Raw genomic sequence first — 20,604 nt, 5'->3', positions numbered from 1 at the left:
AATGAATATAAGAATAGAATCATTATATAAATTATTTAAATTAAAAAAGGAAAGAGAAATTAAAAATACTACATACTTAAGCTATGTATATACTCCTATTTTAATATTATTGATAATTTTTACTTTTATTAATAAAGCAGAGGATAAAATAACTTTAAAAGGGTGGCTTATACTTACTATATTTTTATTTGTTTTATACGTTTTAAATTATTTTAGCAGTAGATATTATTTTATAAAGTATAAGTCAGATTTAGTTCAATATTCTGTAGGATTTAAGGAATTATTAATGGTTTCAATAATATGGGTTTTGAAAAGCAATATATTTAAAATCAATATGCTTTTGTTATTGGTTTTTCAATTAAGTATGACAAGAAATATAATTATGTCCTTTGCTTTAAGTGTTTTTTTAACAATAATTTTTGAAGGTATCCTGTATGGTATATTATTGCTAATTAATTTATTTAGAATTAAAACACCTTGGTAGGTGAAACTTATGTTAGGAGGTGTTTTATGAATGAATTGCAAGGTTTATTAAAGGATATAGAAATATTAAGAGATAAGCTGCAAAAAATGATTAATCAAAAGCATGGAGATTTAGTTGATTCAGATGTTGTGGCAGTAAGTAAATTACTAAATGCAATGAATATTTATTGAAACATTTTTATAGTTATTGTGAGTATTTTGGTGAAAAACCACCCAAACTAAAAGATCTTGAGGAGATTTTGTATTACATAGAGCCATTTTGTATGTATATTGAGAATCCTAAAAGTAATGATATAGCATATACCATCGACTTCAATTGTGATTGGGACTCCGAACATGGAATGTCTCGGATTATTAGAAATGGTGAAATTCTATATGTTGGAGAAGGAATGGTACATTTTTATCTTAAAGCTTGGGAGAATTTAGATTCTTACAAGAATGATGTAGGGAATTTTGTTTTTAATGGTAAATTTGTATAGATGTATGGAGGTGAACTGATGCTGTGTGAATTGTATGAAAAATTGACAAAAGAAATGTTTGATAGCATTAATTGTGATTCCATATTGGATTTGCGTGATTGTGAACTCTTTGACTCTAAATGGATAAATCTTTATAACTATATTGAGCAGATGAAATTAAAAAAAGAATACTCAGAAACAACAAGATATTCCTGTGAGGAATATAGGAGAAAAGTATTTCTGCAAGTGTATGATTTATCTCATAATAGTGATTTAGCCGCATACATATCTGATGATTTTGGGCTGATTTTTGATAGCTTACAACTTGGTATCACAACACCTTGGCTAGATAAGCTGATACAGTTATATCTGATATCTAAAATCCCTTGTGGTAGTTTGTAGTTTTTATAGATTATGAGCATTTGACTATAAATGGTTTACAAAGGATTAGCTACAAGGAGTTTATACAATATTCAAAGAGTATGTGTAGTTTATAGTTTGAGGACTGCTCTAAAAATAACCACAGGCGAATCTACATAATGTACAAGGAGGGAGCAATTCAATGGATGGCAAAATAGTAAATGATGTCAAACTGAAATATAAAGTCGCGAAAAAAAATTTCTCAAAAATAATGGCAGATGTCCAGTCAAAATGTGTGCATACTGTTATCAGCAAAGGTGTGTTGTATAATGTACTTCCATATGAAAATGAACTGTATGGATATAAGGTAAAAGGAAAAAAGATTGACGAGCCAATATGTAAGAATAATTGCTACCGATATTCCTTTGACGAGCAAGGGCATATTATTCTCGTGGAGGAAATGAGTGAGTTTTTGGGGCATTTTCACTATGTAACCATGTATTTCTACCATGAGGATAGAATAGAAACAATGTATTGGGCTGCCGATACGCTCTACAATGTTACAGTTTATTTGTTAGGGGAGCAAGGTCCTACGGAAGTTTATTTCTGTAGTGATGAGAGTGAGGCATACAGAGAATATTATTATGAAAACGCCTGCCTTATGAAAATTGTATCCCAAATAAAACAGGACACAACAGAGATTGGAATTAATTTTAGTTTTTTTTATAAACCGAATGGTATTCTGCAAAAAATTATTCGAAGCTGGGACAGTGGTGGTACAGAAGTGGTTTACACCACTGATAAAATTAACTATAAAAAGTTGGAACAAAGGCTTTTGAATGAAATGGAAGAAGCCGTTTTAGATTTTACGGAACAAAACGAAGATAAGAAAATTACGGTAATGGGTTTCATATGCTATCCTGGTCATGGATACCTTTCACTATCAGCTGATACTGGTGATTGTGTGAACGGGGCTTCTCCTGCTTATTGGGAGTATGAGGATTTTGCCAGTAGCAGCTTGGTAGATATACCATTGGATGATAAAGAAGAAGAAAAGGTGTTGGATACTGTTGCTAAGGCCGCAGATGCTGTTACAAAGTTATCTGTCTTTTCAAAACTATCTAAAGCAGATGGATTCTATTGTACTATGTTTAATCACGACGAAGAATATATTGAGGAGACCAATCCCAAATTGAAAAAACTGTTGAGAGATAATCCATACTTTAGTCATAGCACATAAATATTATTGAAATGTCTATATTGTGATAATGAGATTATTAGCTTACAAACTGATATTAAGTTGTGAAATTACCGTGAACAAATTTATTATAAGGAGACCAATCATGAAAATACCAACCCACTTAAATGGATTTACAAAAGAGTATGAAGAAAAAGAGTTTAGAAAGATGATAATATGTTTTGCAATGAATATTCTGTTGGGCAAATTGAAAATAGACCATTGAAGCAATATGAAATTAGTGCATCAAAACTTATTTTAGAGTTAGGATATAATATTGATTTTGACGATGAAAAAGAAGATTATGATTTTGACCATGAAGAAAATGTTGTTTTGTTGGATGGAAGAAAAATGTCATGGGCAGATGTAAAAGTAAATGGATTTGATTGGCTATCATTATCCTACATTGATTCTAAAGGAAATGTTGTGCAATTTGCTGATTACGAGTTAGCATAGATTAGAATATTGATATAACTTGGATTAGAAAACAGGTAAAAAAGAAATTATTATAGTTATTATAGCTCTTGAGGTATTTATTTATACTCAGGAGCTTTTATTTTAAAATCAAAATAGTAAATTAATAGAAGGGATGATAACTGGATGAATAACAAATTTATAATTGAACAATGTAGACGACTTGATGTTATATATAGAGAAGAAAGTGAAGAGTTAAAACAAGAAAATTGCCTAAATAGTAAATGGATGCTTGTTCATAATGAAGGACATAAAGATTTAATTGATAAATTTCAAAAATTTCTTAAAGATACAGATATTAATGATAAAAAAGTTGCGAGAAAGTGGTTAAGGAAGAATATTACAAAGTCTAATGAGATTATAAAAAAATTAGATGAAAAATACAATAAATTTGTTAATGATGAAATAATGAGTGAAAAGGATGAAAGAATTTATAGTTTTAATGATGGCGTTTGTTGTATTGCATATACATTACTTAATATTATTGATAGGAAAAGATATATAAGTAAATAAAGATAATATTTTGTACAGGATTAAAAATAACTTTCTCTAAATATTTTTTATCTAAGGCACAGCTAAGTTTCTTTATAAAGATCTTCCCCTTTGCTTTTGATTTACATTGAAAATTATAATTGATAATAGATTAAAATAAAAGGGCTACGACCTAAAATTTTATATGCGTTTATCGTGATTGACTGATAAGCATATATAGACAAAAATTAGATAGAAGTATATAATAATTTAAATAAGATTATTGATAAATGGCGGTTTGCAGCTTGCCTACACATATATGAAGACAGTGGTGAGGCTTAAAAAGAAACACATATAGCTAAAAGTTAGTAATATGAATGATTTGAAGCCCTTGGGTGTATGTATACACATTCGAGGGTTTTTGTATGTGAGAACATATGGATTGAATCTTTGGGAAGATTAATTTAGAGGAGGATATATTATGAAAATTTCAAAAAAAGATGCATTGATGTGGTTTGAATTTTTTTCCATATTGCCAGAGGATCAGGAAGTTATGACAAAACAACAAGAAATCATTTATGCTACCTTTGAACAAATTGAGGAAGCAATCGATGATAGAAATGATATGTTAATGTCAGAGATTAAAGGATTGAAAACTTTGGAGAATAGAACTTTTTTTGTAGGAAATGAAAGCAAATTCGCCAAAGGATGTCGTTCTTGTTTGCTGGGAACTGGTTTGAGTGCAATTAGGAAAACGAATAAATGTAACATAGAGTGTAAGTTCTGTTATAATTATGGGGAAATAGAAGATATCCCCCCAATTGGTGAAGGCATGTGGGAAATTGGAGGCACAAAATTTTATGAGAAGGATATTGATTTACTTCTTTCCATCCATAAAAAACCTACTGGCATTTCATACGTTTATTTAGAGCCATTTATGGAAATTGAAAAGTACTATTCGGTTATAAAGAAATTTAATGCTGCTAAAATTCATCAACATTTATATACAAATGGTATTTTAGCTAGGTCAGAGACATTGAAAGCATTAGGTGAAGCCGGTCTTGATGAGATACGTTTCAATCTAGGTGCCTCTAATTGTTCAGATAAAGTTATTGAAAATATTGGAATAGCAAAAAAATATATTAAAAATGTAGGTATTGAAACTCCAATGACTCCTGAGTTCTTTGAAGCATTTTTTAAGAAAAAGCAAGCAATCTTAGATACAAAACTTGATTTTATTAATTGTGCAGAATTACATTTAAATGAGAATAACATAGACAATTATTATGGGGAAAACATGTATATTTCCAGACATGGTTATATTTCTCCAATTTGGAGCAGGGAATTAACTCTGAAATTCATGAAAATAGCTGATGAAGAAAAGTGGGATTTAGCAGTTCATGATTGCTCAAATCATACAAAATTTGCTAGAGATTTGAATTTGAGTAGCAAAGAGGGTAAGTGGTTTGGAGCTAGTAATTATGCCTGTGAGTTTTCTAGGATTCCATATGAAGTATTTTTACCAATACTACGTGATGACAATTTCAAATTTTTAAGCGAAGAAGAATTGCCTGATGGCTATAAAGTAGGAGAGTTGATTTTTTAGAATAATGAAAAGTACATTTTCAATACCACATAAAAATAATGAAATCTTCAATCATTTTATTTTTAAAAATGAAGGGGATAAAATTGGCAATAAACAGTTGAAAAAAATATTAATATTTTTGTGGTTGTTGATATGGAATGTGAAGATACAATAGAATAAAATTAAAAGTTATGAGATACTGTGAAAATGGTATCTCTTTTTTATGCCTGGATGTTTAGAAATGACAACTATTTTTGTGTAAAAAATCAAGGGAATAGTGATGAGTATACAACGAAAAAATGAGGAACTTTCACCTTTATTAAAATTTGAGAAATAGGAAAATTATGCAATAATTAAAGAAAGGAAGATTTTGCTAGTTATTTGGGATTTTAGACTTGCCATAGTAACTTCATAAGATTGATTGTGATATAACAGTATGCTATAAAGAAGACATTAACTCCACTAATAAAATACTGTAAACCACATCATAACTTGCATATAATTACAGCCTGTACAAACAAAATCATAGGCTATTTTTTAATATGCAGATAAATGATTTTTAGTAGTTAATAGTCATTTGGGATTTAGGTAATAAATATAAGTATTATATGGAGCTAATAAAGCACTAGCAGAAAGAAAGCTAGTTAAAAGGAGGTGAATTTTAGTGCTATCAAACAAAAAGACGGAAAGTTTATCAGTAATTTCATCACCGTCAAGTTGAGCATTGGGGACAGCAAATTAAAGAAGTTTTTCCTGATCACAGTTTAAAACTCAGACAACATTTTCACGGGCAGAAACGTCAACTCATATAAGTAAGATAGATAAGTCACCTGATTTCTTCATGCTATCACTACCTTTCTATAGAAAGAGTGGAGGAATTAGAAAAGGAATATCCTAAGCAAAATACTGACTAAAGCATCATATAATCAGCTTTTATCCAACGAAAATGCCTTAATGTGAGCTACCATTAAAGATAAAATATCTGAATTTAAGTCAGTGGGACAAGCTTTCGCAATAATAGAATTAATGATCTGCAAAGAATAAAAGAACTAACTTTCTCTAATGTCCTGTTAAGAATAATTAGCGTTAGGATACTCCAATTGAAAGTTACTATTATCGTAATCAAAATAAAATAGGTTCTATAGTCTGACTGTTGACTAGGGAATTTATAATGAAAAGGAGCATGGGTATGAAAACATCTTATTTTAAAAGGATTATGACATCTATACTTATCATCTGTACAGTTTTTGGTTTCACTTCAATTTCTACTGTAAAAGCTGCTGATAATAGTGATGCTATGGTAGTTGGAAATGATTATCCTATATTTATGGTACATGGATGCTTTGGCTGGGGAAGCAATGAAGCAGCCGGTCTCTATTACTGGGGAGGTCAAGAAAGTTTGACTCAAAAGCTTACTGAGAAGGGTTATACTGTATATTCTCCATCTATCGGACCTGTTTCAAGTAACTGGGATAGGGCATGTGAGCTGTATGCATATATTACTGGAGGCACAGTTGATTACGGTGAATCACATTCTAAAAAATATGGACATGCAAGATACGGACGGGATTATCCAGGCGTTTACAAACAAATTGGAACAAAAGATTCATCTGGTAATATTCAGAAGGTTCACCTAATTGGGCACAGTATGGGAGGACAGACAATTCGCCTATTTGCACAGCTTTTAGAAAATGGAGATACTGATGAATTAGCATTTACCACAGACGGAAGCATTAATCCTCTTTTTATTGGCGGCAAATCATGGGTGTTCAGTATTACATCTATTGCTACTCCACATGACGGAAGTCAAGAAGCACATATAAAATGTGGTATTGAGCCTCTCACACATCAATTTGTTGCGGCTATTGCTGCAATAAAAGGAAGGAATGTTGATTTGGGTGATCTAAGTTACGATTTTCAATTAGATCAGTGGGGACTTAGAAGAAACCCTGGCGAATCCTGTTTAGACTACAGCAATAAAGTAATTAACAGTGAAATCTGGAAAGAAACCAAGGATTTAAGTGTCTGGGATTTGTCACCAGAAGGAGCTCGGGAATTTAATTCCTATGTTAAGGCACAAAGTGATATCAACTATTTTTCAATTGCATGTGTAAATACTCATGAAGATAAATTGACTCATTTTCAAGTGCCAAATAAAAATATGAATCCGATTCTTGCAAAAAGTTCGATATTTATGGGTATGTATACAAACAATAAGAGTGGTGAAGTTCCTATAGATAAAAGCTGGTGGAGAAATGACGGAGTTGTAAGTGTGATATCAGCCACAGGCCCTAAGGTCGGTTCAGCAGACCCAATAGTTGATTATGGCAAGACTGCCGTGAAGGGTACATGGAATTATCTTGGTGAATTGGATAATACAGACCATATTGAGGTTTGTGGAATGAAATATGATCGAAACGGAATTGAACAAATGTATTTTAATGTGGCAGAAATGCTTTCGAAACTTCCTACTGAATAATTAAAAAATTTGATATTAAGAAATTGTTGATTATTGGGTATGTCGACAGATTAGATAACAGCTGTTTTATAAAGGGCTGAGAATTATAATAAATCATATGATGATGGATTATTTAAAAATAACTTACCCTGTGTTATAATTTTGAATATAGATAAAGCATTAAAGGGGGTGGCAAGTTGGCTCAGCAATATACCAGAAAAATGATTCGTCAGGTATTTATAAAGATGCTGAATGAGCATCCACTTAGCAAGATAACAGTTAAAGATATTGCTACAGCATGTGAGATAAATAGAAATACTTTTTATTATTACTACACAGACATATATGCACTTTTGTCAGAGATATTTCAAACAGAACTTCAGACAGTAATTGATGAATATAATGATACACTTTCCTGGGAGGAGAGTTTTATTGTAGCTGCCAGATTTGCTTTAGAAAACAAAACAGCTATTTATCATATATATAATTCCATGCAGAGAGAAGAACTAGTGAATTATATATATAATGTATCAGGAAATGTGATGATTCGGTATATTGAAAAAGTGAGCGATGGTATCTCAGCTTCTTTGGGAGATAGAAAACTGATTGCTTCCTTTTATCAGTGTGCCCTCACTGAAATGGTACTACACTGGATTGCTACTGGAATGAAGGAGGACCCTGATACTATCGTTAGACGAATTGGACAGCTCTTCAATGGAAACATCGAATTGTCCCTTAAGCGAAGTGCTGATTTAAATCATGTCTAGTAAAAAGCAATAGGAGATTCCTTTTTTTCAGACATTTTGATATAAATGCCTAAAAATTAGATAAATAAACTGCGGTGTTCAAATTTCGAGCACCGCAGTTTGTTTATCTAATGAAAAAGACACAAAAAAACTATATTATAGATTTATAGAGATCTTACAGATAATAAGTATTCACAAAATCAAGGGAGGGGAATAACAATGAAATTAAAAACACATGATGATAGACTTACACTTACACATGGAACTTATCATGCTTTAGTAAATGCAAGGAAACCTAAAGGAATTGAGGATAAAAAAGCTTATTTAATAGGTACTGGAATTGCAGCTTTAGCTGCTGGTTGTTTTTTAATTCGTGATGCTCACATGGATGGCAGCAAGATTACCTTCTTAGAACAATTGGACATTCCTGGTGGATCTTTAGACGGAGAGGTTCGTCAAAATATGAATTATGTAGCACGTGGCGGACGTGAAATGGGTCAGTGTTTTGAGGTTTTATGGAGCTTGTTTAGTTCATTACCATCTACAGAAGATCCTAGTATGACTGTGTTAGATCATCTTTATTATACAAACTACGATGATCCAAACTTTAGCAATTGTCGTATTACTAAAAACCAAGGTGTGCGCTATGACAATGGAAAATTTAATTTGGGTCAAGACTTGGCAAAAGAATTAGCTGCTTTCGTAAGCACAACAGATGAAGAACTTCAAAATAAATCTATCGAAGATGTTCTTTCTGAAGAACTTTTAAATACTGATTTTTGGACATATTGGAGAACAATGTTCGCTTTTGAGAACTGGCATAGTGCTTTAGAAATGAAATTATATATGAATCGTTTCATCCACCATGTTGGAGGTTTACCAGATCTTTCTGCCTTACAATTTTCAAGACATGATCAATACACTTCATTTGTAAAACCTATGGTTAAATATTTAGAAGACCATGGTGCTAAATTTGAATATGGAGTTACTGTTGATAACGTTGAGTTTTCAATTTCAGATGATAAAAAGGTTGCAAAGAGAATAGCTGCAACAGATAAAACTGGAAAGGATATCTCTATTGATTTAACAGAAAACGACTTAGTATTTATCACTAATGGTTCTATGACTGAAGGTTCAGGATATGGTGATGACAACACTCCAGCACCATTTAATAGAGAACCAAAAGGGTGCTGGAAGTTATGGAGGAACATAGCAGCCCAATCGGATGAATTTGGAAATCCAGATAAATTTTGTACAGATACAGAAAAATCTAATTGGGAATCTTGTACAGTGACTTGTCATGATGAACGTGTTCCTGAGTACATTGAAAAAATTACAAAACGTTCACCATATGGTGGACGTACTGTAACAGGCGGAATAGTTACAGCACTTGACTCTTCATGGTTGATGAGTTGGACAATAAACCGTCAAGAACAATATTATGGACAACCAGAAAAAGATGTTCTAGTTTGGGTATATGGTTTATTCTCTGATGTTCCTGGAGATTATATTAAAAAGCCTATGAGAGATTGTACTGGTAAGGAAATCACAGAAGAATGGTTATATCATATAGGAGTTCCTACAGATAAAATTGAAGAATTAGCAGGATCATGTAGTGCAGTTCCTGTTATGATGCCATTTATAACATCTCAATTTATGCCTCGTGCAGCTGGAGATCGTCCATATGTTGTACCAAAGAATGCAGTAAACTTTGCTTTCCTTGGACAATTTGCTGAAACATTGGATGATCCAGGCCGTGATACTGTATTTACTATAGAATATTCAGGACGTACAGCTATGGAAGCAGTATATGTTTTAACTGGAGTTGAAAAAGGAGTTCCTGAGGTATTTTCTTCAAGATATGATATCCGTTATTTATTAAATGCAGGTGTATGTTTATTAGATGGAGAAAAACCAGAACTTGATTTACCACCAATGGCTAAACGTAAAATTTTAAAACAAGTAGCAGGAACAGACATTGAAAAGTTATTAAAAGAATATGGAATTATTTAATGATATTTACAATTAGATAATTTGATTAGAATCCCGAATTTTAAAATTCGGGATTTTAATTTATTTGTAGTTATTATTCATAATTAATTGTTTTTATTATACTCAAGGTTTTTTCTTTTTTGTAAAAAGGATTACGCGGTCCCAGATAATATCAAAGATATATGGTCCAACCATAGCTGTTTTATCCAGATAAACTCTAAATGTTATAAGAACGTCTTGATTATTATCTACTCCGTATGCCTTTCCTAGAGGATTTCCTGTGCTGTAAGGTATGATAACAACATTGTCTTCATCAGCTTTTCTTGCCATTTTATATGCATAATAGTATCCAGCGTTTTCATATCCTTCAGGGAAAAATTCTAAGGCGGTATCTGGAAATTGAACTGTACTGAAAGCTCCAGCAACTCCATTAAAAAGCTCTGCCCCGTAAAAACTTGCATTGGAATATATTGATTTTCCCGTTCGTTCGTGATTGATGCCATATACTATCACAAAATCATCATCACTTGTTAATTGAAAATTCTCTGTTTTAAAATACACCGCATCTCTGTTATCTCCATAAACATTAATATCTCGCAATATAGCATTATAATTATCAGGAATCCCCATAGTTAAATCCAGATCTACATGATCGTATTCTGTACCTCCATATTTTTTAATAATCTCATTTCGAAGGTGGTCAAAGTCATTTCTGCAGTTAGGAACAACCTGGTATTCACTAATACCTGTTTCCCTGATTTTAAGGGTTGGTACCTGCCATGGAGTTAGATTAGGAAGGGGAATTTTAGGTGTAATGCGTAATACCTTAATAAATTTATGGATATTATTAAGATATTGGTTGCCTATATTTTGCTGTGCCCATAATGCAATCCTCATCATAAATGTGAAGGTATCCTTTCTAGCTTCTAGTCCCATGTTAACTAGTTCAATAGGGATATTGTCATCATTCATAATATCTTGGCTATATCCAGCTATACTTAGAGAATTACGGATTTGTTTGTTTATGTTCCTGTCAGCAGTACTAATGATAATTGTAGAGCTGTTAAAAGCATTTCCAGGTGCTCCTTTGGGAGTATTATCAGTCCACAGGTTATAATTATTTAATTGATCACCTAGACTGGCAAAGATTAGATGATAAAAGCCAGTATAATCATTACCAGCTGTAATATACTCGCTGTAGTCTTTTTCTGGTTTATTTGGAACAAATCCTAGATAGCTTCGGAAACTATAATATAATGCAGGAGGAGGTGTCATTCCAATTAATACAATAGCCTCGTCAGGTCGCAGCTTAGAGGCAAATCCTGGTGTTAGATAGTCTATATTGGCTGGATAGTTACTGGGGTTATCAGGATTATATCCTATGGGAGGCGCCTGCCCTTCTGAGGGATCTTGGTTGGGAGCTGGTGGAAGCAAGCAAACTGCATATGGAGCACCTACGTTGTTTCCTAAACAATTGTCAACTTTGCCTTCACTGCACAGCTTTAGTATATCTATATAGCTTAATCTTCCTTCCTGGACAATAAAACCTCTGCTATTTAATATTGAAATAAAATTTATTATAGTTCTATCCTCATCATTTGCATAATTAGTAAATTGCCTCGATAAGTTCGAGTTATACATTGCTATATTAATGCAGTAAGGACATGAGTTACACATAGAGTATAAGCTATACATTGGAGTGTTAACACAATAAGGATTTGTCTTATACATATTATTCTTTCCTTTCACAGGCTTTATAGCATAATATGTTAAGGGAGTAAAGGATGTGCTTTAATTTACGGAAATGCTATGTTCTTGATGACATAACATTAAATTAGAAAATTTATATATTTTAGGGCTCCTCTTAACTTATTTTCACTTTGATACATTAGAGTTTAACTTGCATGGTATCATGTATTTTAAGTATAATATTATAGGAAGATTACCCATATAATGTTATGATGAGGAAGATGATAATGGTTTATTTAAATGTTTTTACATTTCCAAATGATGATATGGAATTTGATTTTTTAATAGAGGAAAAAAGAACATGCTATGATTCCTTTTATCCATTTAAGATACTATCAAAACATGGTTTTGAAAGAATTGATTTTGAGCCAGTTACCATTTTATATGGTGGGAATGGTTCAGGAAAATCAACGGCATTAAATGTGATAGCAGAAAAGACAGAAGTTAATCGAGATTCTATTTATAATAAATCTAATTTCTATTCGGACTATATTAATATGTGTAAGATGCAGCTTAAAGAGGATATACCTAAAAATAGCAGAATTATAACAAGTGATGATGTATTTGATTATATGTTGAATATCCGTAACCTCAACGAAGGAATTGACCAAAAACGAGAAAAACTTTTTGAAGAATATTTGGATGCGAAATATTCTCGTTTCCAAATGAAATCTATAGCAGATTATGAGCAACTAAAAAAAGTGAATACTGCTAGAAGTAAAACGCAATCACGGTTTGTGAGAAATGAATTGATGGATAATGTGAGAGAGTATTCAAATGGAGAAAGTGCATTTCGATATTTTATCGAAAAAATTGGTGAAAATGGCCTATATATATTGGATGAACCTGAAAATAGCCTTTCTCCAAAACGTCAGATGGAATTAATGAAATTTATTGAGGATTCTGCACGATTTTTAGGATGTCAATTTATTATATCAACACATTCGCCATTTCTGCTTGCTATGCGTGGAGCAAAGATATATGATCTTGATGAAGATCCAGTTGATGTGAAAAAGTGGACAGAATTGGAAAATGTGCGTACATATTATGAATTTTTCAAAAGATATGAAAATGAGTTTTGAGGTTGTGTAAAAAAGTAGTACTTTCCGCTAATCTTCCGCTAAAAATTTTAGAGTAGCGGAAGATTATTTAAGAAATATCTATAGTTCGTGCAATACTAGTACTATTTCTTTGGACTAAAAAAGGTTCATATTCAAGTCTCATAATACAAGATCTATTTTGTGTATTTGAGTAGGATTTACTATTTAATTTTTTCAATATAATATTAACAGCTTCCCCTCCTTTGTCTTCTATAGCATGATCTATAGTGGTTAAGGATATTTTATGCAAGGAGGACAATAAAGTATTATCGAATCCACAAACTGAAAAATCATTTGGAATTTTATATTTCATTTCTGATAAAGCATCAATAATTCCAATAGCAACCATATCATTAGTACCAATAAAAGCTGTCATGTCTTTTCTTTCATTTAATAATTGTTTAGTTAAATTGTAACCTGTTAAGTATTCAGTTTTATCTAATGGATATTTGGTAACGTTTTTCAAATCTTCATTTCTTACTATAATATTATTAATATCAACATTATGATCCAAAAAACTTTTTTTCAACCCATTAAGCCTTTGAATTCTAGGAATTTCATGTTGAAGTAATGGAGTAGAAACATAAGCCACTTTTTTATGTCCAAGTGATAAGATATGTTCTCCTATAATATATCCTGTTTTATGACTGTTTAACTCAACAGAATCTAAATTGAGGCTTTCATTTTTATCGCTAATTAAAACAATAGGAGTTGAGGAAGACAGTTCCTTTATTTGAGATATTAAAGTAGATTGATATAAATAAATAATTCCTGCTACCTTAAATCCTGAATACATATTTAAATAATGCTTTTCAAGTTTAGAATTTCTCATTGTAGGAGCTATAAATATAGAATATCCACATTTGTTTGCTTGTTCAGTAATTGAATGTATAAGCATAGTATAATATAAATTAGAAAGAGAAGGACACATTATTATAATAAGTTTAGATAATACTTTTTCAGTGCATAATTTATTTTTACTATTTTTTTCATATCCTAAAACTTTTGCTGCGTAAAGAACCTTTTCTCTTGTTTCATAAGAAAAAGAAACGTCTGGTCTATTATTTAATACCATAGAAACAGTTGATTGTGAAACACCAGCATAATCAGCAATATCCTTTGTTGTTATTTTACGGTAAGATGTCAAGCAAACCACTTCCTTTCCTTTACTTTTAGTATACAAAATGGAAATAAAAAAGACAAACAGTTAATTAATAAATAAATTTAATATTAATTCAATAAATGGGTTTTATTAATAAATTCAATTAATATTTATTAATAAAATTTATAATTTATTAGTTATAAAATAATAGAGACTAAAACTAATTGTATAAATTTAACTGATGGTTTTATTATAAGAAGTATTTTATAAGAGAATATATCTTAAATAAAATTTATATTAAGAAATTAAAATATTAATAAATTTAAAAAGAAGAATTTTTTAAGAAAAGTTATGCTTATTAAAAGAGCCAAAATATTAACTTTATAGTGGTTAACATATTAATAAACTAGTCAGTGCCTTGGTTGACATGGAATTTAAGCCATACTTATAATATAAGTATAAATATGTATGTTATAGAAAAAATAAACATGTCAAAGGATGGTTATGAATGATTAATGTGGAGATAAATTCTATATCAGATTATTTACATCATGATTTCTTTTGTTCTTGTGGAAAAAATCATAAAACAGCCTTAGAGTATGTAGAAATATCAGAGGACGCTATAAAAAAAATACCTGAGTTTATTGAAAAAAAATCTTACAAGAAAATATTTATGGTTGCAGATAAGAATACATATGCAGCAGCTGGAAAACAAATTGAAGAGGAATTTTATTTAGCAAATATTAAGATAAATAAGATAGTATTAGATAAAGAAGAGGTTGTACCCAATGAAGAAAGTATAATGAAAATACAACTTTCCATGGAAGATAATTATGATCTTATAATTGGAGTTGGTACTGGAACAATTAATGATATGTGTAAATATATCAGTTATAAATTAAAAATAAATTATATTATTGTAGCTACAGCACCTTCCATGGACGGATTTGCATCAGTTGGAGCAGCACTTATAGTTAATAATTTAAAAACAACATATGATACACATGTTCCAACAGCCATTATAGCTGATATAAATGTTTTGTCAAAAGCTCCAATGAACATGATAACAGCAGGATTAGGTGATATTTTAGGCAAATATACCTGCCTATGTGACTGGAAGATATCTAATATTATAAATGGAGAATATTATTGTAAAGAAATAGTTAAAATGGTTGAAAGATCTATAAGGAAGGTAGTTGAAAGTGCAGACAAAGTAATGTGTCGTTCAAAAGAGGCAATAAGTAATATTACAGAAGCTTTAATAGGAACTGGAATTGCTATGAGTTTTGTTGGAAATTCAAGGCCAGCATCTGGAAGTGAACATCATATTTCACACTACTGGGAAATGAAATTTTTATTTCGGGGAAGAAAACCAGTATTACATGGAATAAAGGTTGGTATAGGGACTGTAGCCGTTATAAAATTATATGAAATGCTATTAAAGGAAGAAATAGATTTTAAAAAAGCTGTAGAAATTGTAGGAAGTTATGATCAAAAGACATGGGAAGAAAAGATGAGAGAAAGTTATGGTTGTGCTGCAAATGGAGTTATACAACTAGAAAGTAAAACAAAGAAAAATTCAAAGGTTATTCATGGTAAAAGAATTAAGAAAATAGAGGAACATTGGGCTGAAATTACAAGGGTTATAAAAGAATCATTGCCTAGTGTTAAAGCGATAGAAGATATTTTAACATCATTAAACGCACCAATTAATCCAAATCAAGTAGGTGTTGACTATGAAATGATTAAAGAAAGCATACTAGTAGCTAAAGAAGTAAGAAATCGTTATACTTTATTGCAATTATTATGGGATTTAGGAATTGTGGATAAGATGGCAACTAAAATAGCAGATTATTTTGAGTATGAACAGACCTCATATATAGAATTAAACAATAAATATATAAAGGAAAAGATAAATAATATTAAATGTTTTATTTTAGATATGGATGGAACTATTTACTTAGGAAAAGATTTATTTGATTTTACACCAGAATTTCTAAAAACGGTAAATAAAACCAATAGGAAGTATTATTTTTTTACAAATAATTCATCAAAGAGTCAAGAAAGCTATATAAATAAATTAAAGAATATGAATATAATAATTAAATCTAATCAAATGATGATTTCTAGCCATGTTATAATAAAATATTTAAAGGAAAATTATGAAGGAAAAAGTGTATATGTTGTTGGAACAAAATCTTTGCTAGATGAATTTAGAAAATATAATATAAATTTTGATGATGAAAATCCTGATATTGTAATAATTGGATTTGATACAAGCCTTACTTATGAAAAGCTTGAAAAAGCATGTAATTTTATAAGAAATGGAAAAATATATTTAGGAATTAATCCAGATTTAAATTGTCCTATGGAAGGGAATACTCTTATTCCTGACTGCGGATCTGTGGCAAGGTTAATTGAAAGTTCAACTAATAGATTTCCAGAATTCTTTGGTAAACCTTCTCATTATACATTAGAATATATAATTGAAAAAACTGGGTATAAAGAAAATGAAATTGCTATTGTTGGAGATAGATTATATACAGATATAGCAGTAACTAATGATAGTGATGTTTTATCAATATTAGTATTAAGTGGAGAAACACAAAAGAGTGACATTAGTAAAAGTAGTATCCAGCCAGATATAATTGTAAATTCTTTAGCTGATATTACAAAAGTATTACAAGAACTTTGTTTATAAAAAAGGTACTTATATCAATCTTTTATAAATATGAAATTTACTCAGATAAAAATAAAAAGTAAATTTGTGAGGTATAAAAGTTATGGGGAAATATGCTATAGGTATTGATTTTGGAACATTATCAGTTAGGGCATTATTAATTAATATAGAAACAGGTGAGGAATTATTAACTAAAATCTATGAGTATCCGCATGGCGTTATGATAGATAGTATTCCTACTGGTGAAAAACTAGGGATTGATTGGGCTTTACAACATCCAAAGGATTATGAGATAGGGTTAATTGAAACATTAAAAGGCATTATGAATGAAAATTTAGTAAGTAATGAAGATATAGTTGGAATAGGAGTGGATTTTACATCTTCTACAATATTACCTACAACAAAAGAAGGGATTCCTCTTTGTTGTTTAAAGGAATATGAACATGAACCACATGCATATGCAAAGTTATGGAACCATCATTCAGCACAATATTGTTGTGATAAGATTTATAAAATTGCCCAAGATACAAATCAAAAGTGGCTTTCTTTATATGGAGGTAAGATTTCAAGTGAGTGGATGATACCTAAAATAATGCAAATAGTAAAGGAAGCGCCTCATATATATGAGGCAAGCGATAGAATAATAGAAGCTTGTGATTGGATAATATGGATTTTAACTGGAGAAGAAACAAGGAGTGCTTGTGCTGCAGGTTATAAGGCATTTTATCATCATGAAATGGGATATCCAGATAAAAATTTTTTTAAATTGCTGGATTCTAAGATGGAAAACATTGTGCAACAAAAATTATCAACTAATATCAAATCAATAGGTGATTGTGCAGGATATTTAACAAAGGATATGGCAGATAAAACAGGATTAAAAGAAAGAACACCTATAGGAGTCAGTATTATAGATGCTCATGCATCAGTTGCTGCAAGTAAGATAGATGGTCCAGGAAAAATGCTTATAATTATGGGGACATCTTCTTGTCATATGTTATTATCTAAAAAAGAGAAGGGGATTCCAGGGGTATGTGGTATTGTAAAAGATGGCATTCTTCCAGGATACTTTGGATATGAGGCAGGTCAATGTTGTGTAGGAGATCATTTTGCATGGTTTAAAGAAAATGCACTTCCAAATGATTATAAAGAAGAAGCTAAAAAATTAGGAATAAGTGAATTTGAGTTATTGAATAAAAAGTTAGAAAACTACAAAGCTGGGGAAAGTGGACTTATAGCATTAGATTGGTTTAATGGTGTAAGGTCAACTTTAATGGATTTCGATTTAACAGGAATGATATTAGGAATGACATTAAAAACAAAACCAGAAGAAATTTATAGAGCATTAATAGAAGCAACAGCTTATGGGACAAGGGCTATTATAGAACAGTTTGAAAAGTATGGTGTAGCAGTTAATGAAATATGTGTTGCAGGTGGCATACCATTAAAAAATCCTATGTTAGTTCAAATATATTCAGATGTGTGCAATAAAGAAATAAAAGTTATAGATACTAATCAATCAGGAGCTTTAGGAAGTGCTATTTTAGGAATTGCAGCGGCAAAAGGAGAATTTACTGGATACAAAAATGCTAATGATATAGCAAGACATTTAGGCAAAGTTAAAAAAAAAGGGTTTAAACCTATTAAAGAAAATGTAGTCATATATAATAGCTTATATAAAGAATATTTACATCTTCGTGATTATTTTGGTAAAGGCGAAAATAATATTATGAAAAGATTAAAACAGATTAAAGCAACTGCAAAATATGAATAATAAAACAAACACCAATATTTTATATATAAAATATTGGTGTTTGTGATTATAAGAGTCTTATTCCTACTTATGATGAAGAAAAACAGTTTTTGTTATAATATCAAGACTTCATTCACAACTTGATAAAGTAGTGTATAATTTTCCTATAGAAAAAAATCATTATTAATAATAGAATTTTTATAGATAAGTTTTTTAAATTGGAGGTAAGGAAATGCTAAATCTTGGACAAATACTAGATGGAAAATACGAAATAATAAAGGTTTTAGGACAAGGCGGTATGGGTACAGTATACCTCTGCAAGAATAGCAGGTTAGGAAATCTTTGGGCAGTTAAGGAGGTAAATAGCCATTGGAAAAGTCAAGTGGATTTTCTTGCTGAACCTAATATACTAAAGAATTTAAGTCATATAGGAATTGTACGAATTATTGATATATTTTATGAAGATGATAATTTATACATTGTTGAGGATTATATTGAAGGGAAGACACTAAAGGAGTATGTAGATGCTAATGGTCCGCTGTCTTCAGAATTAGTGGAAGATATATCATTGCAGCTGTGTAGCATATTAAATTACCTTCACAGCCTTAATCCACCTATTATATATAGGGATTTAAAGCCCTCTAATATAATGCTAACGCCTTACAACAAGGTAGTACTTATTGACTTTGGAATAGCACGAATCTATAAGGAAGGTCAAGAAGGCGACACTATGATTTTAGGGTCTAAGGGATATATGGCACCAGAACAGCTTGTGAATATTCAATCCAATGCTCAAACGGACATTTATTCCCTTGGCACCACTATGTTTTTTATGCTTACAGGAAAATCTATAAGCCAGCCTACAGAGCTTATGTTTGAGGGGAATTATTCTGAGCATACAGCTAAGAGTTTAGTTAAAGTTATTCAAAAGGCTTCAGCTATAGATCCTGAAAGCCGCTATAGTGATGTAAAGCTTATGATGTCTGAACTTAATGCTATTATATCTGATAGAGAATACAATAAAACAATGTTAATGAATTCACATGAATTTTATGATGAGACTACCAAAACAGTTCTAGTAGAGAATAAAAAGCATGGGATGAAAATTAAATTAATCATAATATCAGTGCTTGCTTGTATAGTAGCTTTGGTTATTTTTTTAGCTTTGATCATGAATAATAAAGCATCAGATAAAAAATGTTCTGAATCTCCTGTTGCTCCTAAAGCAGCTGAGAAAACCGAACCAAAGGTACAAGCTTCAAAGGAAGTTGTGGAAAATGACAATATTGTTAATGGAATTTTAGATATTAATAATCCTGTCATATTAAGTTCTAGTGATAACAATGTAAAAGGTAAGGGCAAGGATAAGAATAAGCACAAAGATAAGAATAAGGTTAAAAATGTACAATTTGTTTTGAATCCTGCTGCAGCCATTTCTAACTCAAAACTATCTATTTCTTTAACTAGCATTGAGATTATGGATAGTGGGGTTATAGCTATTTTAAGCATTCAAAACATAGCTGATGCTGCTTTAAAATTAGATATAAGTAAAACTTATTTAGTAAATGGTAAAAATACACCTACAAAAGTCTATAATCCAAATTCAAATAGCTTGATGTCAATTCCCAAAAGCTCAAGTAAACAGGAACTGAAGCTATATTTTAAAGATTTCCATTTTGAAGGAAATCATTATACATTGAAAACAGTTTTAAGCTCTGATGTAAATAAAGATATTAATTTAGATGTAGATATTGAAGGCTTGTCTAAAGATGATTAAAGAATTATTTTCATATGTAACTCAATTATTATTGAACAAGCATGAGGGAATCAATAAACCTCAACCTTCAAAAGATTATAAAATTGATTACAAGTAAAGTAAATTAGTAATTATGGTAAATTATATCTTAAATGTTCAAATTTATTCTTCGATATATAAAGTATATTGAACAAATGAGA

Annotated in this window: 17 protein-coding genes; 15 read left to right on the top strand and 2 right to left on the bottom strand. The window is 30.6% G+C overall.

Annotation, left to right across the window (positions count from 1 at the left end):
• The first annotated feature begins 1 nt into the window (after position 1).
• The 11 genes from T514_RS0116300 (at position 2) to T514_RS0116245 (ending at position 10,285) form a co-directional block, all read left to right on the top strand.
• A complete protein-coding gene (locus T514_RS0116300; RefSeq protein ID WP_027625736.1) occupies positions 2-484 on the top strand; it encodes a hypothetical protein in 483 nt (160 codons plus the stop codon).
• Positions 485-510: 26 nt separating this feature from the next.
• Positions 511-654, top strand: coding sequence for a Spo0E family sporulation regulatory protein-aspartic acid phosphatase (locus T514_RS26245; RefSeq protein ID WP_084284649.1), 144 nt, complete (start codon positions 511-513; stop codon positions 652-654).
• Complete coding sequence (locus tag T514_RS24800; RefSeq protein ID WP_034869427.1) at positions 651-962, top strand: DUF6985 domain-containing protein; 312 nt, start codon at positions 651-653, stop codon at positions 960-962. The genes T514_RS26245 and T514_RS24800 overlap by 4 nt, the downstream gene beginning before the upstream one ends.
• A gap of 18 nt (positions 963-980) precedes the next feature.
• Entirely contained in the window at positions 981-1,343 is a 363-nt protein-coding gene (locus tag T514_RS24795) for a hypothetical protein (protein ID WP_051542089.1), read from the top strand.
• A 160-nt stretch (positions 1,344-1,503) separates the two neighbouring features.
• Positions 1,504-2,541 (top strand): hypothetical protein, encoded by a 1,038-nt coding sequence (locus T514_RS0116280; RefSeq protein ID WP_027625734.1) that lies wholly within the window; start codon positions 1,504-1,506, stop codon positions 2,539-2,541.
• A 174-nt stretch (positions 2,542-2,715) separates the two neighbouring features.
• The gene (locus tag T514_RS24790) at positions 2,716-2,994 is read left to right on the top strand and encodes a hypothetical protein (RefSeq protein WP_051542088.1); all 279 of its coding nucleotides are present in this window, start codon (positions 2,716-2,718) and stop codon (positions 2,992-2,994) included.
• A gap of 144 nt (positions 2,995-3,138) precedes the next feature.
• Positions 3,139-3,525, top strand: coding sequence for a hypothetical protein (locus T514_RS0116270; RefSeq protein WP_027625733.1), 387 nt, complete (start codon positions 3,139-3,141; stop codon positions 3,523-3,525).
• A 439-nt stretch (positions 3,526-3,964) separates the two neighbouring features.
• Complete coding sequence (locus T514_RS0116265) at positions 3,965-5,089, top strand: radical SAM protein (RefSeq protein WP_027625732.1); 1,125 nt, start codon at positions 3,965-3,967, stop codon at positions 5,087-5,089.
• 1,168 nt (positions 5,090-6,257) lie between these two features.
• Positions 6,258-7,547, top strand: coding sequence for an esterase/lipase family protein (locus tag T514_RS0116255; RefSeq protein WP_027625731.1), 1,290 nt, complete (start codon positions 6,258-6,260; stop codon positions 7,545-7,547).
• A gap of 176 nt (positions 7,548-7,723) precedes the next feature.
• Positions 7,724-8,293 (top strand): TetR/AcrR family transcriptional regulator, encoded by a 570-nt coding sequence (locus tag T514_RS0116250; RefSeq protein ID WP_027625730.1) that lies wholly within the window; start codon positions 7,724-7,726, stop codon positions 8,291-8,293.
• 198 nt (positions 8,294-8,491) lie between these two features.
• Positions 8,492-10,285, top strand: a complete 1,794-nt coding sequence (locus T514_RS0116245) for an oleate hydratase (RefSeq protein ID WP_027625729.1) — start codon at positions 8,492-8,494, stop codon at positions 10,283-10,285.
• Positions 10,286-10,387: 102 nt separating this feature from the next.
• Here T514_RS0116245 and T514_RS0116240 read toward each other — a convergent pair whose 3' ends face one another.
• Positions 10,388-12,013 carry a hypothetical protein gene (locus tag T514_RS0116240; RefSeq protein WP_242850616.1) on the bottom strand — a complete coding sequence of 542 codons (1,626 nt, stop codon included), beginning with the start codon at positions 12,011-12,013 and terminating at the stop codon, positions 10,388-10,390.
• Positions 12,014-12,240: 227 nt separating this feature from the next.
• Between T514_RS0116240 and T514_RS0116235 the strand changes: the two genes are divergently transcribed.
• Positions 12,241-13,095 carry an AAA family ATPase gene (locus tag T514_RS0116235; protein WP_027625727.1) on the top strand — a complete coding sequence of 285 codons (855 nt, stop codon included), beginning with the start codon at positions 12,241-12,243 and terminating at the stop codon, positions 13,093-13,095.
• A 67-nt stretch (positions 13,096-13,162) separates the two neighbouring features.
• On the opposite strand, the gene T514_RS0116230 is transcribed toward T514_RS0116235, so the two are convergent.
• Positions 13,163-14,260 carry a LacI family DNA-binding transcriptional regulator gene (locus tag T514_RS0116230; protein WP_027625726.1) on the bottom strand — a complete coding sequence of 366 codons (1,098 nt, stop codon included), beginning with the start codon at positions 14,258-14,260 and terminating at the stop codon, positions 13,163-13,165.
• 463 nt (positions 14,261-14,723) lie between these two features.
• Between T514_RS0116230 and T514_RS27640 the strand changes: the two genes are divergently transcribed.
• The 3 genes from T514_RS27640 (at position 14,724) to T514_RS25840 (ending at position 20,425) form a co-directional block, all read left to right on the top strand.
• Entirely contained in the window at positions 14,724-16,916 is a 2,193-nt protein-coding gene (locus T514_RS27640; protein WP_027625725.1) for an iron-containing alcohol dehydrogenase, read from the top strand.
• A gap of 82 nt (positions 16,917-16,998) precedes the next feature.
• Complete coding sequence (locus T514_RS0116220) at positions 16,999-18,669, top strand: ribulokinase (protein WP_027625724.1); 1,671 nt, start codon at positions 16,999-17,001, stop codon at positions 18,667-18,669.
• A 211-nt stretch (positions 18,670-18,880) separates the two neighbouring features.
• On the top strand, positions 18,881-20,425 hold the full coding sequence (locus tag T514_RS25840) for a serine/threonine-protein kinase (RefSeq protein WP_051542087.1): 1,545 nt from the start codon (positions 18,881-18,883) through the stop codon (positions 20,423-20,425).
• The last annotated feature ends 179 nt before the right edge of the window (positions 20,426-20,604 follow it).

The sequence above is a fragment of the Clostridium lundense DSM 17049 genome (genome assembly GCF_000619945.1).
Taxonomy (GTDB): domain Bacteria; phylum Bacillota; class Clostridia; order Clostridiales; family Clostridiaceae; genus Clostridium_AO; species Clostridium_AO lundense.
Note: the sequence above shows the minus strand (reverse complement) of the source record. Positions and strands in the feature narration are given on the sequence as shown.

What these genes read in the sequence shown, in the direction of transcription:
- T514_RS0116265 (WP_027625732.1), top strand. Translation starts at nt 3,965, where the DNA reads ATGAAAATTTCAAAAAAAGATGCATTGATGTGGTTTGAATTTTTTTCC.
- T514_RS0116220 (WP_027625724.1), top strand. Translation starts at nt 16,999, where the DNA reads ATGGGGAAATATGCTATAGGTATTGATTTTGGAACATTATCAGTTAGG.
- T514_RS25840 (WP_051542087.1), top strand. Translation starts at nt 18,881, where the DNA reads ATGCTAAATCTTGGACAAATACTAGATGGAAAATACGAAATAATAAAG.
- T514_RS27640 (WP_027625725.1), top strand. Translation starts at nt 14,724, where the DNA reads ATGATTAATGTGGAGATAAATTCTATATCAGATTATTTACATCATGAT.
- T514_RS24795 (WP_051542089.1), top strand. Translation starts at nt 981, where the DNA reads ATGCTGTGTGAATTGTATGAAAAATTGACAAAAGAAATGTTTGATAGC.
- T514_RS0116235 (WP_027625727.1), top strand. Translation starts at nt 12,241, where the DNA reads ATGGTTTATTTAAATGTTTTTACATTTCCAAATGATGATATGGAATTT.
- T514_RS26245 (WP_084284649.1), top strand. Translation starts at nt 511, where the DNA reads ATGAATGAATTGCAAGGTTTATTAAAGGATATAGAAATATTAAGAGAT.
- T514_RS0116245 (WP_027625729.1), top strand. Translation starts at nt 8,492, where the DNA reads ATGAAATTAAAAACACATGATGATAGACTTACACTTACACATGGAACT.
- T514_RS0116300 (WP_027625736.1), top strand. Translation starts at nt 2, where the DNA reads ATGAATATAAGAATAGAATCATTATATAAATTATTTAAATTAAAAAAG.
- T514_RS24790 (WP_051542088.1), top strand. Translation starts at nt 2,716, where the DNA reads ATGTTTTGCAATGAATATTCTGTTGGGCAAATTGAAAATAGACCATTG.
- T514_RS0116280 (WP_027625734.1), top strand. Translation starts at nt 1,504, where the DNA reads ATGGATGGCAAAATAGTAAATGATGTCAAACTGAAATATAAAGTCGCG.
- T514_RS0116270 (WP_027625733.1), top strand. Translation starts at nt 3,139, where the DNA reads ATGAATAACAAATTTATAATTGAACAATGTAGACGACTTGATGTTATA.
- T514_RS0116255 (WP_027625731.1), top strand. Translation starts at nt 6,258, where the DNA reads ATGAAAACATCTTATTTTAAAAGGATTATGACATCTATACTTATCATC.